16 protein-coding genes are annotated in these 17,149 nt (G+C 44.0%); 9 read left to right on the plus strand and 7 right to left on the minus strand.

Annotated features, from left to right (window positions below; all coding sequences use genetic code 11):
• Positions 1 to 10: 10 nt before the first annotated feature.
• The 4 genes from ribD (at position 11) to FTU39_RS08230 (ending at position 3,766) form a co-directional block, all read left to right on the plus strand.
• Complete coding sequence (gene ribD, locus FTU39_RS08215) at positions 11 to 1,114, plus strand: bifunctional diaminohydroxyphosphoribosylaminopyrimidine deaminase/5-amino-6-(5-phosphoribosylamino)uracil reductase RibD (RefSeq protein ID WP_154321290.1); 1,104 nt, start codon at positions 11 to 13, stop codon at positions 1,112 to 1,114.
• On the plus strand, positions 1,111 to 2,403 hold the full coding sequence (locus tag FTU39_RS08220; protein WP_004975669.1) for a DNA adenine methylase: 1,293 nt from the start codon (positions 1,111 to 1,113) through the stop codon (positions 2,401 to 2,403). Before ribD ends, FTU39_RS08220 begins: the two co-directional genes overlap by 4 nt.
• Before the next feature lie 34 nt (positions 2,404 to 2,437).
• The gene (locus tag FTU39_RS08225; protein WP_104852910.1) at positions 2,438 to 3,097 is read left to right on the plus strand and encodes a riboflavin synthase; all 660 of its coding nucleotides are present in this window, start codon (positions 2,438 to 2,440) and stop codon (positions 3,095 to 3,097) included.
• A gap of 123 nt (positions 3,098 to 3,220) precedes the next feature.
• The gene (locus tag FTU39_RS08230) at positions 3,221 to 3,766 is read left to right on the plus strand and encodes a VTT domain-containing protein (protein ID WP_004975673.1); all 546 of its coding nucleotides are present in this window, start codon (positions 3,221 to 3,223) and stop codon (positions 3,764 to 3,766) included.
• A gap of 108 nt (positions 3,767 to 3,874) precedes the next feature.
• On the opposite strand, the gene FTU39_RS08235 is transcribed toward FTU39_RS08230, so the two are convergent.
• The 4 genes from FTU39_RS08235 to FTU39_RS08250 form a co-directional block, all read right to left on the minus strand.
• Positions 3,875 to 4,093 carry a hypothetical protein gene (locus FTU39_RS08235; RefSeq protein WP_096901968.1) on the minus strand — a complete coding sequence of 73 codons (219 nt, stop codon included), beginning with the start codon at positions 4,091 to 4,093 and terminating at the stop codon, positions 3,875 to 3,877.
• Between the two features lie 145 nt (positions 4,094 to 4,238).
• Positions 4,239 to 4,859, minus strand: a complete 621-nt coding sequence (locus FTU39_RS08240) for a hypothetical protein (protein WP_004975677.1) — start codon at positions 4,857 to 4,859, stop codon at positions 4,239 to 4,241.
• Positions 4,860 to 4,907: 48 nt separating this feature from the next.
• Positions 4,908 to 5,318, minus strand: a complete 411-nt coding sequence (locus FTU39_RS08245; RefSeq protein ID WP_180051995.1) for a DNA polymerase III subunit chi — start codon at positions 5,316 to 5,318, stop codon at positions 4,908 to 4,910.
• On the minus strand, positions 5,311 to 6,759 hold the full coding sequence (locus FTU39_RS08250; protein ID WP_180052005.1) for a leucyl aminopeptidase: 1,449 nt from the start codon (positions 6,757 to 6,759) through the stop codon (positions 5,311 to 5,313). Before FTU39_RS08250 ends, FTU39_RS08245 begins: the two co-directional genes overlap by 8 nt.
• A 158-nt stretch (positions 6,760 to 6,917) precedes the next feature.
• On the opposite strand from FTU39_RS08250, the gene lptF reads away from it, so the two are divergent.
• From lptF to FTU39_RS08270, 4 genes are all read left to right on the plus strand, one after another.
• A complete protein-coding gene (gene lptF / locus FTU39_RS08255; protein WP_004975682.1) occupies positions 6,918 to 8,018 on the plus strand; it encodes an LPS export ABC transporter permease LptF in 1,101 nt (366 codons plus the stop codon).
• A 1-nt stretch (position 8,019) separates the two neighbouring features.
• Positions 8,020 to 9,090: an LPS export ABC transporter permease LptG gene (gene lptG, locus FTU39_RS08260; protein WP_004975683.1), complete on the plus strand. Its 1,071-nt coding sequence runs from the start codon at positions 8,020 to 8,022 to the stop codon at positions 9,088 to 9,090.
• Positions 9,091 to 9,235: 145 nt separating this feature from the next.
• Positions 9,236 to 10,783: a 2,3-bisphosphoglycerate-independent phosphoglycerate mutase gene (gene gpmI, locus FTU39_RS08265; protein WP_180051996.1), complete on the plus strand. Its 1,548-nt coding sequence runs from the start codon at positions 9,236 to 9,238 to the stop codon at positions 10,781 to 10,783.
• 24 nt (positions 10,784 to 10,807) lie between these two features.
• Entirely contained in the window at positions 10,808 to 11,971 is a 1,164-nt protein-coding gene (locus FTU39_RS08270) for a S41 family peptidase (RefSeq protein ID WP_004975690.1), read from the plus strand.
• A gap of 49 nt (positions 11,972 to 12,020) precedes the next feature.
• Here the strand turns inward: FTU39_RS08270 and FTU39_RS08275 are convergent, their stop codons facing one another.
• The 3 genes from FTU39_RS08275 to FTU39_RS08285 all read right to left on the minus strand — a co-directional run bounded on the left by FTU39_RS08275 (position 12,021) and on the right by FTU39_RS08285 (position 15,762).
• Positions 12,021 to 13,454 (minus strand): sigma-54 dependent transcriptional regulator, encoded by a 1,434-nt coding sequence (locus FTU39_RS08275; RefSeq protein WP_178318308.1) that lies wholly within the window; start codon positions 13,452 to 13,454, stop codon positions 12,021 to 12,023.
• A 69-nt stretch (positions 13,455 to 13,523) separates the two neighbouring features.
• A complete protein-coding gene (locus FTU39_RS08280) occupies positions 13,524 to 15,086 on the minus strand; it encodes a PAS domain-containing sensor histidine kinase (protein ID WP_004975700.1) in 1,563 nt (520 codons plus the stop codon).
• A 40-nt stretch (positions 15,087 to 15,126) separates the two neighbouring features.
• Positions 15,127 to 15,762 (minus strand): response regulator, encoded by a 636-nt coding sequence (locus FTU39_RS08285; protein ID WP_004975702.1) that lies wholly within the window; start codon positions 15,760 to 15,762, stop codon positions 15,127 to 15,129.
• Positions 15,763 to 15,978: 216 nt separating this feature from the next.
• Between FTU39_RS08285 and FTU39_RS08290 the strand changes: the two genes are divergently transcribed.
• Entirely contained in the window at positions 15,979 to 17,070 is a 1,092-nt protein-coding gene (locus tag FTU39_RS08290; protein ID WP_131260992.1) for a serine hydrolase, read from the plus strand.
• Positions 17,071 to 17,149: the final 79 nt, after the last annotated feature.

The raw sequence follows: 17,149 nt of genomic DNA on the forward strand, positions 1-17,149 counted from the left end.
GCAACCATCCATGATTGAACTCAATACTGACGCGCAACCCGATGATCTTTTTTGGATGCGTCGTGCCATTGAACTGGCACGTTTGGGGCAATACAGCACTAAGCCAAATCCGAACGTGGGCTGCGTTATTGTTAAAGATGCCCAATTATTGGGCGAAGGTTTCCATCCTCGTGCAGGACAGCCACATGCCGAAGTCTTTGCTTTGCGTCAGGCCGCTGAACAAGCGCAGGGTGCAACTGCTTATGTGACTTTGGAACCTTGTGCACACTATGGGCGCACACCACCATGTGCCAAAGCCTTGGTCGATGCAGGCGTGGCTAAAGTGGTTGTGGCTTGTCCAGACCCGAATCCATTGGTGGCAGGTAAAGGCGTTCAGATTTTACAGGATGCAGGTATTCAGGTTAGCGTGGGCGTGGCAGAAGCTGAAGCAGCGCAGTTAAATGCAGGCTTTTTAAAAGCCATGGCTACAGGCATGCCTTATGTGCGTTTAAAAATTGCTTCTAGTTTGGATGGTCGTACGGCAATGGCTTCGGGTGAATCCAAATGGATCACAGGCACGGCTGCACGTGCCGATGTGCAGCATTGGCGGGCAATTTCTGCTGCAGTATTAACGGGGATCGACACGTTACTGGCCGATGACTGTCTGCTTAATGTACGCCACTTAGAGGGTGTAGATGACATCCACAGCGTAGTACAACCCAAACGGATTATTTTAGATCGCCAAGGTCGTTTGCCTTTGAGCGCACAAATTTTGCAGCAGCCTGAAACGGTGATGGTGATGGGACCGTATCGTGCAGAGTTGGCTGCTTTGGGCGTGTTACAATTGGAACCGCAACCTTTAGCCACCTTACTTGCCCAATTGGTACAGCAACATCAAATTTATGATGTGTTGGTTGAAGCGGGTGCAACCTTATCGACCGCTTTCTTACAGGAAGGTTGGGTTGATGAAGTGATCAGCTATGTGGCACCTACATTGTTAGGGCGCTCGGCTCGTGCCATGTTTAATGCAGAATTTGAACAGATGGCAGAGCAACTTCGATTTAAACTTTGCGATGTCACTCAATTGGGTGATGACGTGCGCCTTAGGTTAATTCCTTCTCAAGAGACACTATGAGTTCAGAGTCAACGGTTTATCACAAACGTCGTCATGCGGCACGCACCACTGATGAATACTTATTCCATCAGTTAGTGCCTTATTTGGGCAATAAACGCCGTTTACTGCATCTGATTTTAGAAGCACTTGAACAGACAGGAACGCTACATCCTAAAAATGGTCGTGCACCAATTTTTGCCGATTTTTTTGCAGGTTCAGGAGTGGTATCACGTTTGGCGCGTCAAAATGGTTATCGGGTGATTGCCAATGACTGGGAACCGTACAGCCATGCCTTAAACCATGCGATTTTGGCCTGCACTGAAGCACCTGCGTTTAAAGAATTAGGCGGCTATCAAAAAGCCATTGATTATTTGAACCGTTTGCCTGAAGTCAAAGGCTGGGTGACGCATAATTTGTGTCCGCGCAATGACGAAATTTATGACCCAAGTCGTGACCGTTTATTCTTTAAACGTCGTAACGGTATGCGCATAGATGCGATTCGTCAGCAAATTGCTACGTGGCAAGCGCAGGGTGCCATTGATGATGTTGAGATGTCGGCATTGTTGGCGCCGTTGTTGTACTCTGCCAGTTTTGTCAGTAATACCAGTGGGGTGTTTAAAAGCTTCCACCACGGCTGGGGTGGCAAAACTCAAACTGCACTCGAACGAATAGAATCATTATTGTGGCTCACGCCAAGTCGTTTTTGTGACATTGGTGAACCAAATAAACCTGCTGCAGAAATGTGGTGTGTCGATGCACAGCATCTTGCCAATCAAATGAGTGGTTTTGAGGTGGATGTGGCTTATTTAGACCCACCGTATAATCAACATGCTTATAGCAGTAACTATCATGTCTTAAATGCCTTAACCTTGTGGGATCAGGTCGATTTACCAACCCCAGACACCAAAGGCTTTAAAAGTGGTATTGACCGTGCATGGCGCAAAGAACGTCCAAGTCCATACAACTCATCTAAGTACGCCAAAGAGGCGTATGAAACCTTATTGGACACCATTAATGCACGTTTTATTCTGACCAGTTATTCTACCGATGGTAATATTAGTGCCACAGACTTGTTGCAAGCCAATTTAAAACGCGGTCGAGTGACGTTATTGACGCAAGATGTTCCGCGTTATCGCGTGAGTAAACAGCGTCAGTCCGAGCGTGCGCGCGTGCTGGAATTTATTGTGATTACCGATACGCATGCCAAGTCAGGCCCACCTATTCGCCAGTTGTTAGGGCAACTTTACCATTTTGCAGAATTGGGTGGTGTAGATACCTCAGGTGTGAGTACCCAATTGGCGTTGTGGTAAATCCACAAATCCTCAGTGAATGAGAGAAAAGATTATGTTTACAGGCATTATTGAAAGTTTAGGTAAAGTAGAAAGCCTGCAAAGTGTGGGCGGTGATGTACGTTTGCGTATTCAGACCGATTTAGATATGTCAGATGTGCATTTGGGGGATTCAATTGCCACCAATGGTATTTGCCTGACTGTGATCGAGTGGGGCGACAATTGGTATGCCGCAGATGTGTCCCGTGAAAGTTTGAACCGTACCACTTTAGGCACATGGAAAGTGGGTCAGCCTGTCAATGTCGAAAAAGCCATGTTGCCGACCACACGTTTTGGTGGACATATCGTAAGTGGCCATGTTGATGCAGTCGGTGAAATTACGCTGGTACGTGAAGATGCACGTTCAATTTACTATGAAGTGACTGCACCTGCAGAAATTGCCAAATATTTGGCAGAAAAAGGTTCGGTGACCGTCGATGGCATCAGCCTGACCATTAACCATTTACGCGGCAGTGTTATCAGTCTGAATTTAATTCCACACACGGCAGAGCGTACCAATATTGGCACATGGAAAGTTGGCAGCAAGGTCAATTTAGAAGTGGATGTCTTGGCGCGTTATATTGAGCGTTTGCTCTTGGGTGATAAAGCTGCAGAAACTACGCAGCAATCTAAAATTAGCATGGAATTCTTGGCTGAAAATGGCTTTTTAAAATAAGCACAGAGCCGAATGAAATTTAAACAGTCTGATTGAAAAATTAGACTGTTTTTTTGTTTTTAGGGATAATTAAAAAGATAAAGATGTTTTTTTCATCATAAACACCCCTTTGGTTTAATGTAGATGATTGATTTTTTAATGAATTTGGAACACTGGCTGCCATTATTACTCGATAATTATGGTCTGTGGATCTATGCCATTTTGTTTCTGATTATTTTTGCAGAAACAGGTTCTGTGTTCATGTTCTTTTTACCAGGCGATAGTTTGCTGATCGCAATTGGTGCCTTGTGTTCCACCACCGATGTGGTGCATTTGCACTATATGGGGATTTTACTTTTTGTCGCTGCGGTCTTGGGATATAGCGTCAACTATTACACTGGACGAATTCTAGGGGTGAAGTATTTTCATCAACATTCACGTTATTTCAAACCTGAATATATTGTCAAAACCAACCATTATTTTATGAAACATGGTGGCAAAACTATTTTAATGGCGCGTTTTATACCGTTTGTTCGTTCATTTGCACCATTTGCTGCAGGGTCAGGGCACATGCCTTTGGCGACCTTTAGTTTTTATAATGTGGTGGGTGCTGCCGTATGGATTTTTTCTTTAATGGCAATAGGTTATGGCTTGGGTAATATTTTGTCTTGGTTGGGTGATTGGATTTAAATTCCTCATTTTTCTATTTTCTTCTTCTAAATCCACCGCGATAACTAAAAAAGTGGATTGATGGCCACAAAAAAAGCCCACCGTGTGGACTTTTGATATTGTTCAGTTTTAGTGTTTGGTGACAATTAATTCTGTGCCACCCAAGCGCGGGCTAAAAGTATCGTTACTTTGAATTGAAAACTCACCCTTTTCCGCTTCTTTAGACAAGTACATGCTTAATGATTGGAAATCTGCACGACTGATCCATAAATCCTGAGCACGAATACTCCACTGTTCGCCCGCATTAAGATGGTCGATTTTGCCTGAAATTTTCGTCAAGATATCCATTTGAAACCCATGATTACAAAAGTCATTTAAAGGAGATAAAAGTTGAGAATTCAACTTTTTCTGGATGATTATCATGTGACAAAATTATTTCATTTTGATGACATTGGGTTTAAGACTTTGGGCTAATTGGGGATAAAAAGTAAAATTATTCTTTAGAAAAATTTGAATTTTTTAAGATATAGTCAATTTCTTCTTGGGCTGCAGCATGTAGTCGCGCACGAAAGATCGTTACCGCCTGCTCAATTTGAGTTTCGGCTTCTAGCTCTAAACGCAAACGTACACTTTCAAGTTCAGAAACAATTTGATCATCACTTACCGCAGTTGCGGCTTGATTAAAAGTCACTGCAGGTAATTCAGGATTTTGCTCATAACGTGCAGTATAGTTTGAAATTTCCTGATCCAGACTTTGACGCATCAGCTCAAGTGCTTGAGTTTGTTCTGCAAAGCGTTGCGCTTCATCTTGCTGTAGCTGTGCAGCATAAGCGGCTTGTTCTGCACGTTGCTGTTCTAATTTGAGTTCGAGTGCCAATTGGCGACGTTGCCGTGCTTCTTCAATCAAACGTGCTTTCAGGTCAGCATAGGCTTGTTCAATTTTTTCCTGTGATTGTTGCTGAGCGCGCTGATCTTCTGCAATCCAGTTGTGTAATTGCGTTTCAGGTTGCAAGACCTCACAAATTCGATGCAGATCATCCATAAATGTCTGGCGCACAGCCTGAGGCGCGGTTAACCAGCGCTGTTTAAAATCTGAGCCGACATTTAAAGTCACCGCATCTCTCCTTATTTTGAGCAGTATTTTTAAAAAAACGTTTTAAAATTAAAGCTTAAACGTCTGTGGTTCTATGCCCAAACGTCGATATTGTTTAAATTTTTCACGTCCAAGCACTTTAGCTGCTTCGTGATTTTCAATAATCTCAATAATGTGACTAAATTTTGCATAGGCTTCAAGTGCCTGACTGTTAAAATTAAACACAATCCAGTCTGATTGCTGCGGTAGTTCGGCAGAAATACATACGCTAGCCTGTTTTTGGTTAATACCATGCGGAATAAAACTACTGGCATCAAAACTCCACAGATGTTCATCCAATATTTGCTGTAACTCTGGGTCAGGGCAATGCAGCCAAATGCGGGCGGCCTGTTGCCGCAAAATTTTGCGGCATAAGCGGCAAGTGCTTTCCACCTGCCGCTCTGGACTTTTTTCAAACAAATAAAAGCTGACTTTAGCCATTATTGCTTGCACGTTGCGCGAGGAACTGCATCAATAATGGTACAGGACGACCTGTTGCGCCTTTATTGCTGCCTGAATTCCATGCAGTGCCTGCAATGTCTAGATGCGCCCAGCGATAGTCACGGGTAAAGCGTTGCAAGAAGCATGCTGCAGTAACTGAACCTGCTTTAGGCCCACCAATATTGCCAATATCGGCAAATGGTGAATCCAGTTGTTCTTGGTAATCGTCAATCACGGGCATACGCCATACACGGTCAAATGCAGTGTGTCCCGCAGCATCCAATTCCGCCGCAAGTTGGTCATCTGGGGTAAACATGCCTGTCAGTACCGAACCGAGTGCAACCACGCAAGCGCCTGTTAAAGTCGCAATATCAATCACCAAAGCAGGGTTGAAGCGTTTCACATAGGTTAGGGTATCGCACAGCACCAAACGACCTTCGGCATCGGTATTTAAAATTTCGATGGTTTGGCCGCTCATACTGGTCACAATATCACCCGGGCGAGTGGCTTTGCCTGACGGCATATTTTCTGCAGCGGCAATCGTGCCGACCACATGGATAGGTAAACGTGCTTCACACAGCGCGCGCATGGTGCCTAAAACTGAAGCAGAACCACACATATCAAATTTCATTTCATCCATCCCTAAGCCGGGTTTGAGTGAAATGCCGCCTGTATCAAAGGTGATGCCTTTACCAACCAATACCACAGGTGCTTCATCACGCTGTGCTTGGTATTCGAGGCTAATGATGCGTCCTGGACGGTCTGAACCCTGACTGACTGCAAGGAAAGCACCCATGCCCAATTCCGCTATTTCTGCTTCATCTAAAATGGTGACTTTGAGTAGGTCTGGATATTCTGCCGCAAGTGCTTGGGCTTGTTCTGCCAAATATTCAGGGAAACAAATGTTGCCCGGACGGTTGCCCAAGTCGCGTGCCATGTTTTGCCCCGATTGCATGGCTTCAATCAATTGAAGTTGATCTGCGCTGAGTGGGCTGTTATTGGCAATGAAATGGATTTGTTCAAGCTGAAATTCATTCTTTTTGCTTTTGTATTCATCAAAAGCATAGGCTGCTTGGGTCAGGCTGAGTGCAAATACATAATGCAGCTCGCTAGGCAGGGCAGACAAGTCAATGCTGATCTGTTTAAATTTTTTTTGTGAAGATTTGATAATGCTTTGTGCAATTTTTGCCAGCTTTGCGGCTGGTAATTCTTCGGTTTTACCCAAACCGATCAGGTTGCTATTGGCGCATTCAGCAACGCTAGCCACCAAACTTAAACTTTCATTAAAGCCTGCTTTAAATTGTGTCGCTTGAATAATGCTGTCTAAATCCTTGATTTGATAAGCAGCAGTTGCCTGTGGCACCTGTTCTGCAGCCACTAAAATTGACAAAGATTCACTCGCGCTGTGTTCTTGGAATGCGGGACTTAAGCTAAATTTAATCACTGGATTTTATGCCTATCTAAATGTGCAAACTATGCAACCATTGAAACATTTTTATGCGTCGAGTTTCAATGTATAACAAGGCGATAGGTTTTATATTTTCAACATTCAGGTAAACTAACGCGAATTGGATTCCCTCACATTTTGGAAGAAATAATTTGATTATTCGGCGTTATTTGGTCAAGCAAGTTGTGTCGACATCCTTGGTTGTGATTGCCTTACTGACTTTGATCATGATGGGTGGTCGCTTGATCAAGTATTTTGGCGTGGCGGCACAAGGGCGTTTGGATGCGAGTATTTTATTCAGCATCATTGGCTATCGCTTGCCTGAATTTTTGACGCTGATCTTACCTTTGGGTTTCTTTATTGGCTTGATGTTGGTATTTGGTCGTTTATATGTCGACCATGAAATGGCAGTGCTCAACAGCAGTGGCGTGAGTCGGCATCAATTGGCACGTTTATTGGTGCCAATGACGCTGGTATTTCTAATTGTCCAAGGCTTTTTAATGCTGTGGGCATCACCGTGGGGACTGCGTCAGTTTGAAGCATTGACCACCAGTCAGGCAGTACGCACAGGTTTTGATTTGGTGCGACCCAAAGAATTTATTTCTTCAGGGCCATATACCATTTACGCAGGCGATCTGTCCGAAGATCGTAAAAACCTGAAAGATATTTTCTTTTATCAACGTGCAGAAAAAGCAGGTCGTCCTGATGTCATGATTCTGGCAAAAGAAGCGACACGGGTAGAGCTGGAAAATGATCCTGCCAATGTGGTGGATTTGGTCGAAGGGCGTCGTTATGAAATATTTCCGGGCACAGCCAAATATTCACAGGCAGAATTCCAAAGTTATCGTTTACGTTTAGAGAATGACAAAGAAGCTAAATTTGAAAGTGCCGAAGTAGAAGCCTTAACCACCTCGCAACTTTGGAAAAACCGTGCAGACCCTGTGGTCGCAAGTGAACTGGGATGGCGTATTTTTGTGCCTTTTGCGATTGTGGTGGCGTTGTTTTTAGCCGTGGCATTGTCAGAAGTTAGTCCGCGTCAGGGGCGTTATTTAAAACTGTTTCCTGCCTTGTTAATTTTCGCCAGTTTGATTGTGGCGCTCATGGCGGTTAAAACCCGTATCAGCAAACAAGAAATGGGCATGATTGCTTATCCGTTGGTGTTGTTGGCTTATGCGATTGCGGCAGCCTTGTTCTCACGTAAACAAAAACTAGCACCTAAAATTAAGCAGCAAATTCAGCGAGTGAGGTCTTAAGATGTTGGCACGTCGTATAGTTGCAAAACACGTCACCAAGACCACAGCACTGGCTATGTTTGGTGCAACGGCAATTTTGTCTGGTTTGCAGGTGTTGTTTACCTATTTGGGCGAATTGGGTTCACTCAATGAAAACTATAGTGCATGGCAGGCATTGCTGTATGTATTGTGGGGTGCGCCAAATTATCTCTATGAAATTTTGCCGATTTCTGCCCTGATTGGCGCAGTGTTAGGCTTGGGTACGTTGGCATCCAACAGCGAATTGATTGTGATGCGTTCTGCAGGGATTAGCCTGTGGCGTATTGTGGGATGGGTGATTCGTTCCGCCATGGTGTTGGTACTGCTGTCTTTTGTGCTCAGTGAATGGGTGATTCCATACACCAATGAACAAGCCAAAAGTGTTAAAAGTCACCGTAGCGTCGCTGAGCTGGGTGAAGTTCGTGGCTATTGGTCACGTGAAGGCAATCGTTTTATTTATATTGACTACGCCAATGCCCAAGGGCAGCTCAAAAATGTGCAGGTGGTCGATTTTGATGATAATTATCGCTTGCGTGGTACATTGTCTGCAGATCAGGGACAGTTTGTTAAAGACGGTAGTTGGTTGCTCAATCAAACTGAACAGATGGATATTTTGCAGGCGGGCAACGCGACTTTAGCTAAAAACAGCGAACAGGCTTTGGCTTTAGCATTGCAACCGAAATATGTGCACATGGTCACCATCGACCCTGAAGATTTATCCCCAAGTCAATTGGTCAGTTTCATGAGTTATATGCATGAATACAGCCAAGTACCCAAAACCTACCAACTGGCGTTCTGGCAAAAACTTGGTGCACCCTTTGCGCTGATTGCTTTGGTGGTGATTGCTTGCTCCTTTATTTTTGGGCCGTTACGTCAGCAATCTATGGGTTTCCGTTTGGTGATTGCTTTATTTGTCGGCTTAACCTTCTTTTATTTACAGGATTTCTTGGGCTATGCCAGCTTGGTCTATGCACCATCGCCTGCGTGGTTCGTATTTATTCCTATTATTCTGATGTTTGTCATCGGCGGTTACTTACTGCATCGTGCGCGTTAAGTGCGGGCCGATGCTGCTGCTTTTTCCGTATGATTGGGTAAACCTATCTGAATCAGTGGCGGAAACCATCTTCTGAACATAGAGTCTTGACGCAAAATTCGTTAAGATAGCATGATTAATTTGTAGACGAAAAAGAGTATTGATTATGGCGGATGCAACTGCTGGCAAAATCCCTCACGTATTGGTGATTATGGATGGTGTGGGTCATCGCGAAGCGGTCGAAGACAACGCGTTTTTAGCAGCGAAACGACCAAATTTGACTGCTATGCAGGAAAAGCATCCGCATGGTTTGATCTCTGGTTCAGGTGAAGATGTGGGCTTGCCAGATGGTCAAATGGGTAACTCTGAAGTTGGTCACATGAACTTGGGTGCAGGACGTGTGTTGTACCAAGACTTTACCCGTATTACCAAAGACATTCGTACAGGCGCTTTCTTTGAACATGAAGTGTTGGTCGATGCGGTAGAAAAAGCCAAAGCAGCCAACGGTGCAGTGCATCTGCTTGGTTTATTGTCTGAAGGCGGTGTGCATTCGCATGAAGATCATATCGTGGCGATGGCAGAATTGGCATTAAAACGTGGTGCAAAAGTTTATCTACATGCCTTTTTAGATGGCCGTGATACGCCACCAAAAAGCGCGCAGCCTTCTTTGGAAAAACTGGACGCATTATTTGCACAATATCCAAATCAAGGTCGTATTGCCAGCCTGATTGGTCGTTACTATGCGATGGATCGTGACAACCGTTGGGATCGTGTAGAACAAGCCTATCGTTTACTTACCGAAGGTGAGGCAGTACGTACTGCGGCAACCGCGGTAGAAGGCTTGGCAGCGGCTTATGCGGCAGAGGAAAGTGATGAGTTTGTGAAAGCCACCTGTATTGGTGAAATTGCCAAAATTCAAGATGGCGACAGCGTGGTGTTTATGAACTTCCGTGCTGACCGTGCGCGTGAATTGATCAAAGCTTTTGTGGAACAAGACTTTGCTGGTTTTGAACGTAAAGTTGTGCCGCAATTGTCTAAATTTGTGATGCTAACCCGTTATCAAGCCAGCATTGCTGCACCAGTGGCGTACATGCCAGAAGATTTGAAAAACTCCATTGGTGAATATTTATCAGACTTGGGCAAAACGCAATTGCGTATTGCTGAAACTGAAAAATACGCACACGTGACGTTCTTCTTTAGTGGTGGCCGTGAAGATGAATATCCGGGTGAAAAACGCATCCTGATCCCATCGCCAAATGTAGCAACCTATGACTTAAAACCTGAAATGAGCGCTTATGAAGTGACTGATGAACTGGTTGCAGCCATTAACTCAGGTGAATATGACTTGTTGGTGGTGAACTATGCCAATGGCGATATGGTTGGTCATACTGGTGTGTTTGATGCAGCTGTCAAAGCAGTTGAAGCGGTAGATACCTGCTTAGGTCGCGTTTATGAAGCGGTGATGGCGAAACAAGGTCACATGATTATTACAGCTGATCATGGTAACGTCGAGCAAATGCAAGACTATGACAGTGGTCAGGTACATACTCAGCACACCACTGAATTGGTGCCATTCATTTATGTAGGCCCAACTCAGGCCACCATTTTGGAAGGTGGTGTGTTGGCAGATGTTGCACCAACTTTATTGAATTTGATGCAATTGCCAGTGCCAGCAGATATGCAAGGTCGCAACTTAATTCGCTTACAGGCATAACCCTCGATACAGGTAGATGATGGAATGACGGCTCACAAAATTTATGCGGTTGTGTTGGCAAGCGTGTTGTGTGCCAGTCATTCGAGTGTTTGGGCTGCGCCAGATTGGGAGTTAGATGGCCCTACACTACAACAGGACTATGTCGATGTGCCTGTAGAGTCGATACAGGAATTTGTACAAATCTATGGCATTGTCAAAGACAACTATGTGACTGAAAAAAGTGATGATGCCTTGTTTCAGCAAGCCATTCGTGGCTTGGTGAGCGGTTTAGACCGTTATTCACGCTATTTAACTGCTGAAGAATATAAACAACTTTTACAATATACCGAAGGCGACTTGGCCTCGGTTGATTTTACTTTGCGCTATGACGCTGCCCAGCAACATTGGGTCATTCAAAATTTAAGTGCCAATGCCGACTCGGCTAAACAAGGGCTGAAGAATGGCGACAGCCTATTTAAAATTGATAACCAAGAACTGAAAAAGCTGAGTGCAGATCAGGTCAATAACCTGCTCACAGGCTCAGTGGGATCGACTGTAAGCGTACAACGTGCAGCCAATCAGCCTGAAATTATGTTGGTACGCAACAAAAAAGTAGAAACCGATATTCAGGCGCAGATGCTTTCTAATCAGGTCTTGTTGTTAAAAGTACGTGTGTTTCAGCAAGACACCGCCAATGAAATTAAACGCTTAATTGAAGAACATAGCACGCCACGCTTAAAAGCCGTATTGATTGATCTGCGTAATAACCCAGGAGGCTTACTGTCTGCTGCGGTGGAATCTGCCGATTTATTTTTAAATCAGGGTGTGATTGTATCGACCAAAAGTCGTTCTGAAGGCGATCAACAATTTCAGGCGTTACCTAGCTTTGAATTTCAAAATTTAAAAGTCGGAGTACTGATTAATCATCGCTCTGCATCTGCGGCAGAAGTCTTTACCGGTGCTTTAAAAGACCATTCACGCGCTTGGGTGATGGGCGAAAAAAGTTATGGCAAGGGGGTGGTGCAAAAGCTGTTCCCACTTAGCGATGGTGCTGCCTTACAAATGACGGTTTCGCATTATTACACCCCACGCGAGCAAATGATTGAAGGGGTTGGGATTCAGCCGAATCAGCAATATATTCAAAGTCCTGAAATGAAAGAAGAGGCTTATCTTGAGCATGTGGCAGATTTACTGCTGAGCCGCCGTTAAGTCTCATCTGAGTAACACGTATTTTTAGACAGTCTTCATTGTTTAGCGTTTACTCATCTTCAGTATCTAATCCAAACTTTTTCAGACGATAGCGCAAAGAACGGAAAGACATGCCCAATTTTTTTGCTGCCAACGTACGGTTCCAGTGGGTCAGGTGCAGCGCATTCAGTAAAATGTCTTTTTCTACTTTTTCCAAGTAGGCTTCTAAACCTTCTTCAGGCAGTTTGCGTCCTGTCAGCAATACATCTGTCACGATCTGCTGTGGTGTTTCTGCTGTAGGTTGTGATTCAGTGGTTGCTGTATTGCTCATACTGAATTGGCGCAAGGGTGCGGTTTGTAAGTGTTTGAGATCAATAACATCATCATCACTCAGGGTAATGGCACGTTCAATAATATTGCGTAACTCACGCACATTACCCGGATAGTACTGTTCTAATAAAAATTGCTGGGCACGAGGTGTCAGTTGTTTGGCAGGAATGTCCCATTCTTGTGCAACTTTTTGAATGAAGTGGTCTGCCAATAACAGAATATCTTGTCCACGTTCACGCAAGGCAGGCAAGACCAAATCCATCACGTGAATACGGAAGAATAAATCCTGACGGAAACGTCCTTGCTGAACCAAACTTTCTAAGTCCTGATGACTGGCGCTGATCACACGAAAATCGACATCAATTTCACTATCTGAACCCACAGGACGGATGCGCTTTTCCTGAACGGCACGCAGCAGTTTGACTTGCATGCTCAGTGGCAGTTCGGCAATTTCATCTAAAAATAAGCTGCCACCATGTGCAGATTGAATCAGACCTTGTTTGTCTTGAGTCGCTCCTGTAAAGCTACCTTTTTTGTGTCCAAATAGCTCGCTTTCCATGAGTTCGGTGGGGATTGCACCACAGTTAATTGCAATAAATGGTCCTTCGTTGCGGTTACTTAAACGGTGAACCAAATTGGCGACAACTTCTTTCCCCGTACCTGATTCGCCTGTAATAAATACAGGCGCTTGCGAGCGCGCAATTTTTTTGATGGTGCTGCGCAATTGCTGAATAGGCAAAGATTGCCCAATCAACATTTTATATTCAAGCTGATCTTGGCTGTGATGATCGGTGGTGTCGAAAGGTTTATTCAGTGCTTTTTCAAGGAGTTGCTGTAAATGTATTTGATTGACAGGCTTGCTGACAAAGTCAAATGCACCTGCTTTTAAAGCAGCAATCGCAATATCCATATTGCCGTAAGCGGTCAATACGGCAACAGGCACATTCGGATATTGTTCGGAAATCCATTCAACCAGTTGCAAGCCATTGCCATCGGGCAGGTTTAAGTCGGTTAAGCAAGCATCGTACTGATGTTCTGCTAATAACTGCTTGGCTTGCACTAAACGATACGCGACATGGGTTTGAATCCCCATACGTGCCAAAGTCATCTGCATGAGGGTACAAAGGTCTTCTTCGTCATCGACCAATAAAACCAAAGGTTGAACAGCGTGCATATTTTCCCCAAAACCACACAAAATTAAATCAAAACCACAGCAACAAGATTGATCCAATATCAATCGCGTTTATTCAATGGCACGTAGACATTTCATCCTGAAACATGCGCCTTGTTCTTGTTCTACATAGCTCAGCTTGGCTTGATTCGCCTCGCAAAAACTATGCGATAGATACAATCCTAAACCAGTTCCATTGATTTCGGTACTGAAAAATGGCTGGAACAGATAGAGGAGATCTTGACTGGCGACACCTGCACCAAAATCCCGCACATCAATATAAATATAAGTTGTTTGCGGGTAGACCGTAATCTCAATGGGCTGCTGTGCAGCATTGTGTCGAATGGCGTTACGAATCAGGTTAATCAGCACTTGGCGAAACTGTGATTCATCAAACTGGATGCTCAGTGGTTCGGTCAGTGTAAGCTGAATTTGACTCGCTGCATCAGGTAAATCTTCCTGAATGAATTGTGGCAAAAATTGATTGAGCTGAATCGCGACAGGCGTGGTTTGTTTATTTTTGACCATACTCAGCGTGTCGTGAATAATCTTATCAATCCGTGTCGCTTGTTTGCTGATCATGTCCGACAGCAATTGTTGCTGTGCAGCATCACTGCCTGTAAATAAATTGTTGGCTTGTACAATGGCTGCCAACGGGTTGCGAATTTCGTGCGCAATACTGGCAGAGAGTTGTCCTAAGGCGGCTAATTTGAGTTGCTGGACTTGCTGATTGATTTTACGTCCATCCTGCAGCGCCAATAAAGTCAGCGTTTGATGTGGCACTTTGAGTTTTTGTACCTGAATATGCACATGAAAATGACTTAGTTGCGACTCGAATTGAAATTTTTCTCCATCTTGCAATTGATCAAATTTGAACAGATCAAATAAATCGGGCTGAATTTTATACAATGGATAGGTCGCGTGCGCATATTTAGGATGAATCCCCAACAGATGACAGGCTGCAGGGTTGCTGAGGACGACATAGCAATTTTCATCTAAAACCAAATAGCCCATTTCGGTTTGTTCTAAAATATAACGGTTGATATTTTGTAGGCGGTTTAATTCCAAAGATTGCGAAAAATTTAGATTTTCTAAAATTTGGAAACGCCGTACTGCAATACGTCCACTGCCATAAACCACCCAAAATAAAAATGCCAATAGCGCACTTTGACCAATATTATTTAGCGATGAAAAGTCCAGCAAACTCCCAACAAAGTGTTGGTAAATCACCATAATCATCGCGATGAGGGTAATGGCTAAGGCTTTACGCTTTTGCAGCAAGAGTGATGCTGCAAAAATCGTGATCGCAAACAGCAGACTTAAATATAAATTAGGGCCATCGCTGGCAAAAGTCAGGCTACTGAGCGCGATAATATCGACTGCAAAAAACAGGGTCAGTTGTTGCGTGCTTTTAAAAGGAATATATTTATAGCTGATCAGTTGCAGGCAGCTAAAAATAAAATAGCAGACCAAGGTGTATAGATATAAACCCGGGTGCTGATATTGTGTGCCAAGCTGCTGAAAGGTGAGTAGGGTAATCAGCAGCAAACAAAAGGCAATCAGCAGTCGGTAAGTACCATACCACATGCCAAGATGATACTGATTTAACTCAGAATGTTGTTTTAAATCTGGCATATCGTAAAGGTCTTATTTGTGCATCAACAGCGTTGAAAATTTAGGGTTTAATCAGTCCATAACGAATGGCAAGGTGAGTCAGTTTGACATCACTATCAATATTTAATTTTTCAAAAATACGGTAACGATAGGTATTTACGGTTTTTACACTGACAAACAACTTATCGGCAATTTCCTGTGCGCTAATACAATTCACCACCATCATCGCCACTTGCATTTCACGTTCTGAAAGACTATCAAAAGGCGATTGTTGTGTGTCAGATAAGTATGAACTTGCCAGTTGTTCGGCAATGTCGGCACTGAAGTATTTACCGCCCTGCATGACTTTTTTAATGGCACGTACCATTTCACTGACAGGTGCGCCTTTGGTGATATAGCCTTTTGCACCTGCTTTCAGCAATAAAGAAGGGTAGGGTTCTTCTGCCAAACCACTCACCGCCAAGACCTTAGTGTCTGGTGCAGTTTGCAATAGACGACGTGTGGTTTCTACGCCTCCAATCCCAGGCATGTTCACATCTAACAACACCACATTGGGATGATGCTGACGCACTAAGGTAATCGCTTCTTCACCCGATTCAGCTTGTCCAATCACCTGCACATCGGCATGGTCTTCGAGCATACGGCAAATCCCAGTACGTACCAATTCATGATCGTCGACTACTAAAACTGTGATCACCTACACTCTCCCTTTGAAAAAATCATCTTTTTTGTTACATAAAGCAAAATTAGCTTGCAATGAAACGACAAAATTAGCAATGCTATTCTTAATCTAGAATGAAAAGTTCTGCACAATTATGGTGTCAAAAACGATTCATTGTTGTATTTTTAAATGTAAGGCATATTTGAGGTAATACGCAAATGTATCTTACCTCCCTGAGTTGAGTAAGCAGTCGTGAAAAATTCTAAGAAGTCGTTCATGCATGTGCTGGTCGCATCTATGATGTTCAGCCTAAGTTCTGTCAGTTTTGCTGAACTTGTCATCAATCCTTCCTCTGGGAGCGACGGTCAGGCGACCTTAAGTTGGTCTTCGGAGCAAGCCGATCAATTCTTAAATGGTGATCTGGAAAGTACCAGTGCGAGCGCTCAGGCTGCGCCAGAGAGCTATGTTGCTGAACCTACTCCGCCAGGTTCAACGAAAATTACCACTACAGTGCGTAGTAGCAATGGTGTTGCACCTGCTTCCACTGCGCCTAAAACAGTCCGTATTTTAGATACCTCTGCTTATAGCAACCAACCATCAGTTAATGCACGTGCGGCTTTGGTGATGGATGCGCAAACAGGTGAAGTGCTGTATAGCAAAAATACCAATGTGGCATTACCTATTGCATCTGTGACCAAGGTGATGACTGCCGTGGTGACTTCTGATGCACGTTTGAATATGTCTGAACAAATCACTTTGCAATCGATTGATTTTGCAGGTGCAGCAGGTAAAAACTCAAGCTCAACTTTGCGTGTGGGCGACAAGTTAAACCGTGCCGAAGCGTTACTGTTTGCATTAATGAAATCTGAAAATCCTGCAGCAGCAGCGTTGGCACGTACTTATCCAGGTGGGAAAAATGCCTTTGTAGCCGCAATGAATGCTAAAGCGCGTGAATTGGGCATGCATTCTACCCGTTTTACCGAAGCAACAGGCTTAGACCCACGTAATGTATCTTCTGCGCGTGATTTGGGTATTTTGGTCAGCACCGCTTCGCAATATGGTTTGATTCGCCAATTCTCAACCACGCCAACCTATGACTTTAACTTGGGTTATCGTGTTTTAAAATCTAACAATACCAATGCACTGGTACGTAATGGTGGTTGGAATATTAATCTGTCTAAAACAGGCTATATCAATGAAGCAGGGCGTTGTGTGGTGATGCATACCACTTTGAATAACCGTCCTGCAGTGGTGGTGCTTTTGGGTGCAGATACTTCACAAGCACGTACCAATGATGCAACTCGCTTAATGAGTTGGGCAAGCCAGTTACCTAAACGTATTTAAGAGCACATTCAGCTTGGAGCGTTGAGTTATCAATCGTATGACTCAACTTCCGTTAAAGTTGCATGATTCCAAATACAAA

Origin of the sequence: Acinetobacter sp. YH12099, assembly GCF_013419195.1 — a bacterium.
In the GTDB taxonomy this organism is placed as follows: Bacteria; Pseudomonadota; Gammaproteobacteria; order Pseudomonadales; family Moraxellaceae; genus Acinetobacter; species Acinetobacter towneri.

What these genes read in the sequence shown, in the direction of transcription:
- ribD (WP_154321290.1), top strand. Translation starts at nt 11, where the DNA reads ATGATTGAACTCAATACTGACGCGCAACCCGATGATCTTTTTTGGATG.
- FTU39_RS08220 (WP_004975669.1), top strand. Translation starts at nt 1,111, where the DNA reads ATGAGTTCAGAGTCAACGGTTTATCACAAACGTCGTCATGCGGCACGC.
- FTU39_RS08225 (WP_104852910.1), top strand. Translation starts at nt 2,438, where the DNA reads ATGTTTACAGGCATTATTGAAAGTTTAGGTAAAGTAGAAAGCCTGCAA.
- FTU39_RS08230 (WP_004975673.1), top strand. Translation starts at nt 3,221, where the DNA reads ATGATTGATTTTTTAATGAATTTGGAACACTGGCTGCCATTATTACTC.
- FTU39_RS08235 (WP_096901968.1), bottom strand. Translation starts at nt 4,093, where the DNA reads ATGGATATCTTGACGAAAATTTCAGGCAAAATCGACCATCTTAATGCG.
- FTU39_RS08245 (WP_180051995.1), bottom strand. Translation starts at nt 5,318, where the DNA reads ATGGCTAAAGTCAGCTTTTATTTGTTTGAAAAAAGTCCAGAGCGGCAG.
- lptG (WP_004975683.1), top strand. Translation starts at nt 8,020, where the DNA reads ATGTTGGCACGTCGTATAGTTGCAAAACACGTCACCAAGACCACAGCA.
- gpmI (WP_180051996.1), top strand. Translation starts at nt 9,236, where the DNA reads ATGGCGGATGCAACTGCTGGCAAAATCCCTCACGTATTGGTGATTATG.
- FTU39_RS08270 (WP_004975690.1), top strand. Translation starts at nt 10,808, where the DNA reads ATGACGGCTCACAAAATTTATGCGGTTGTGTTGGCAAGCGTGTTGTGT.
- FTU39_RS08275 (WP_178318308.1), bottom strand. Translation starts at nt 13,454, where the DNA reads ATGCACGCTGTTCAACCTTTGGTTTTATTGGTCGATGACGAAGAAGAC.
- FTU39_RS08280 (WP_004975700.1), bottom strand. Translation starts at nt 15,086, where the DNA reads ATGCCAGATTTAAAACAACATTCTGAGTTAAATCAGTATCATCTTGGC.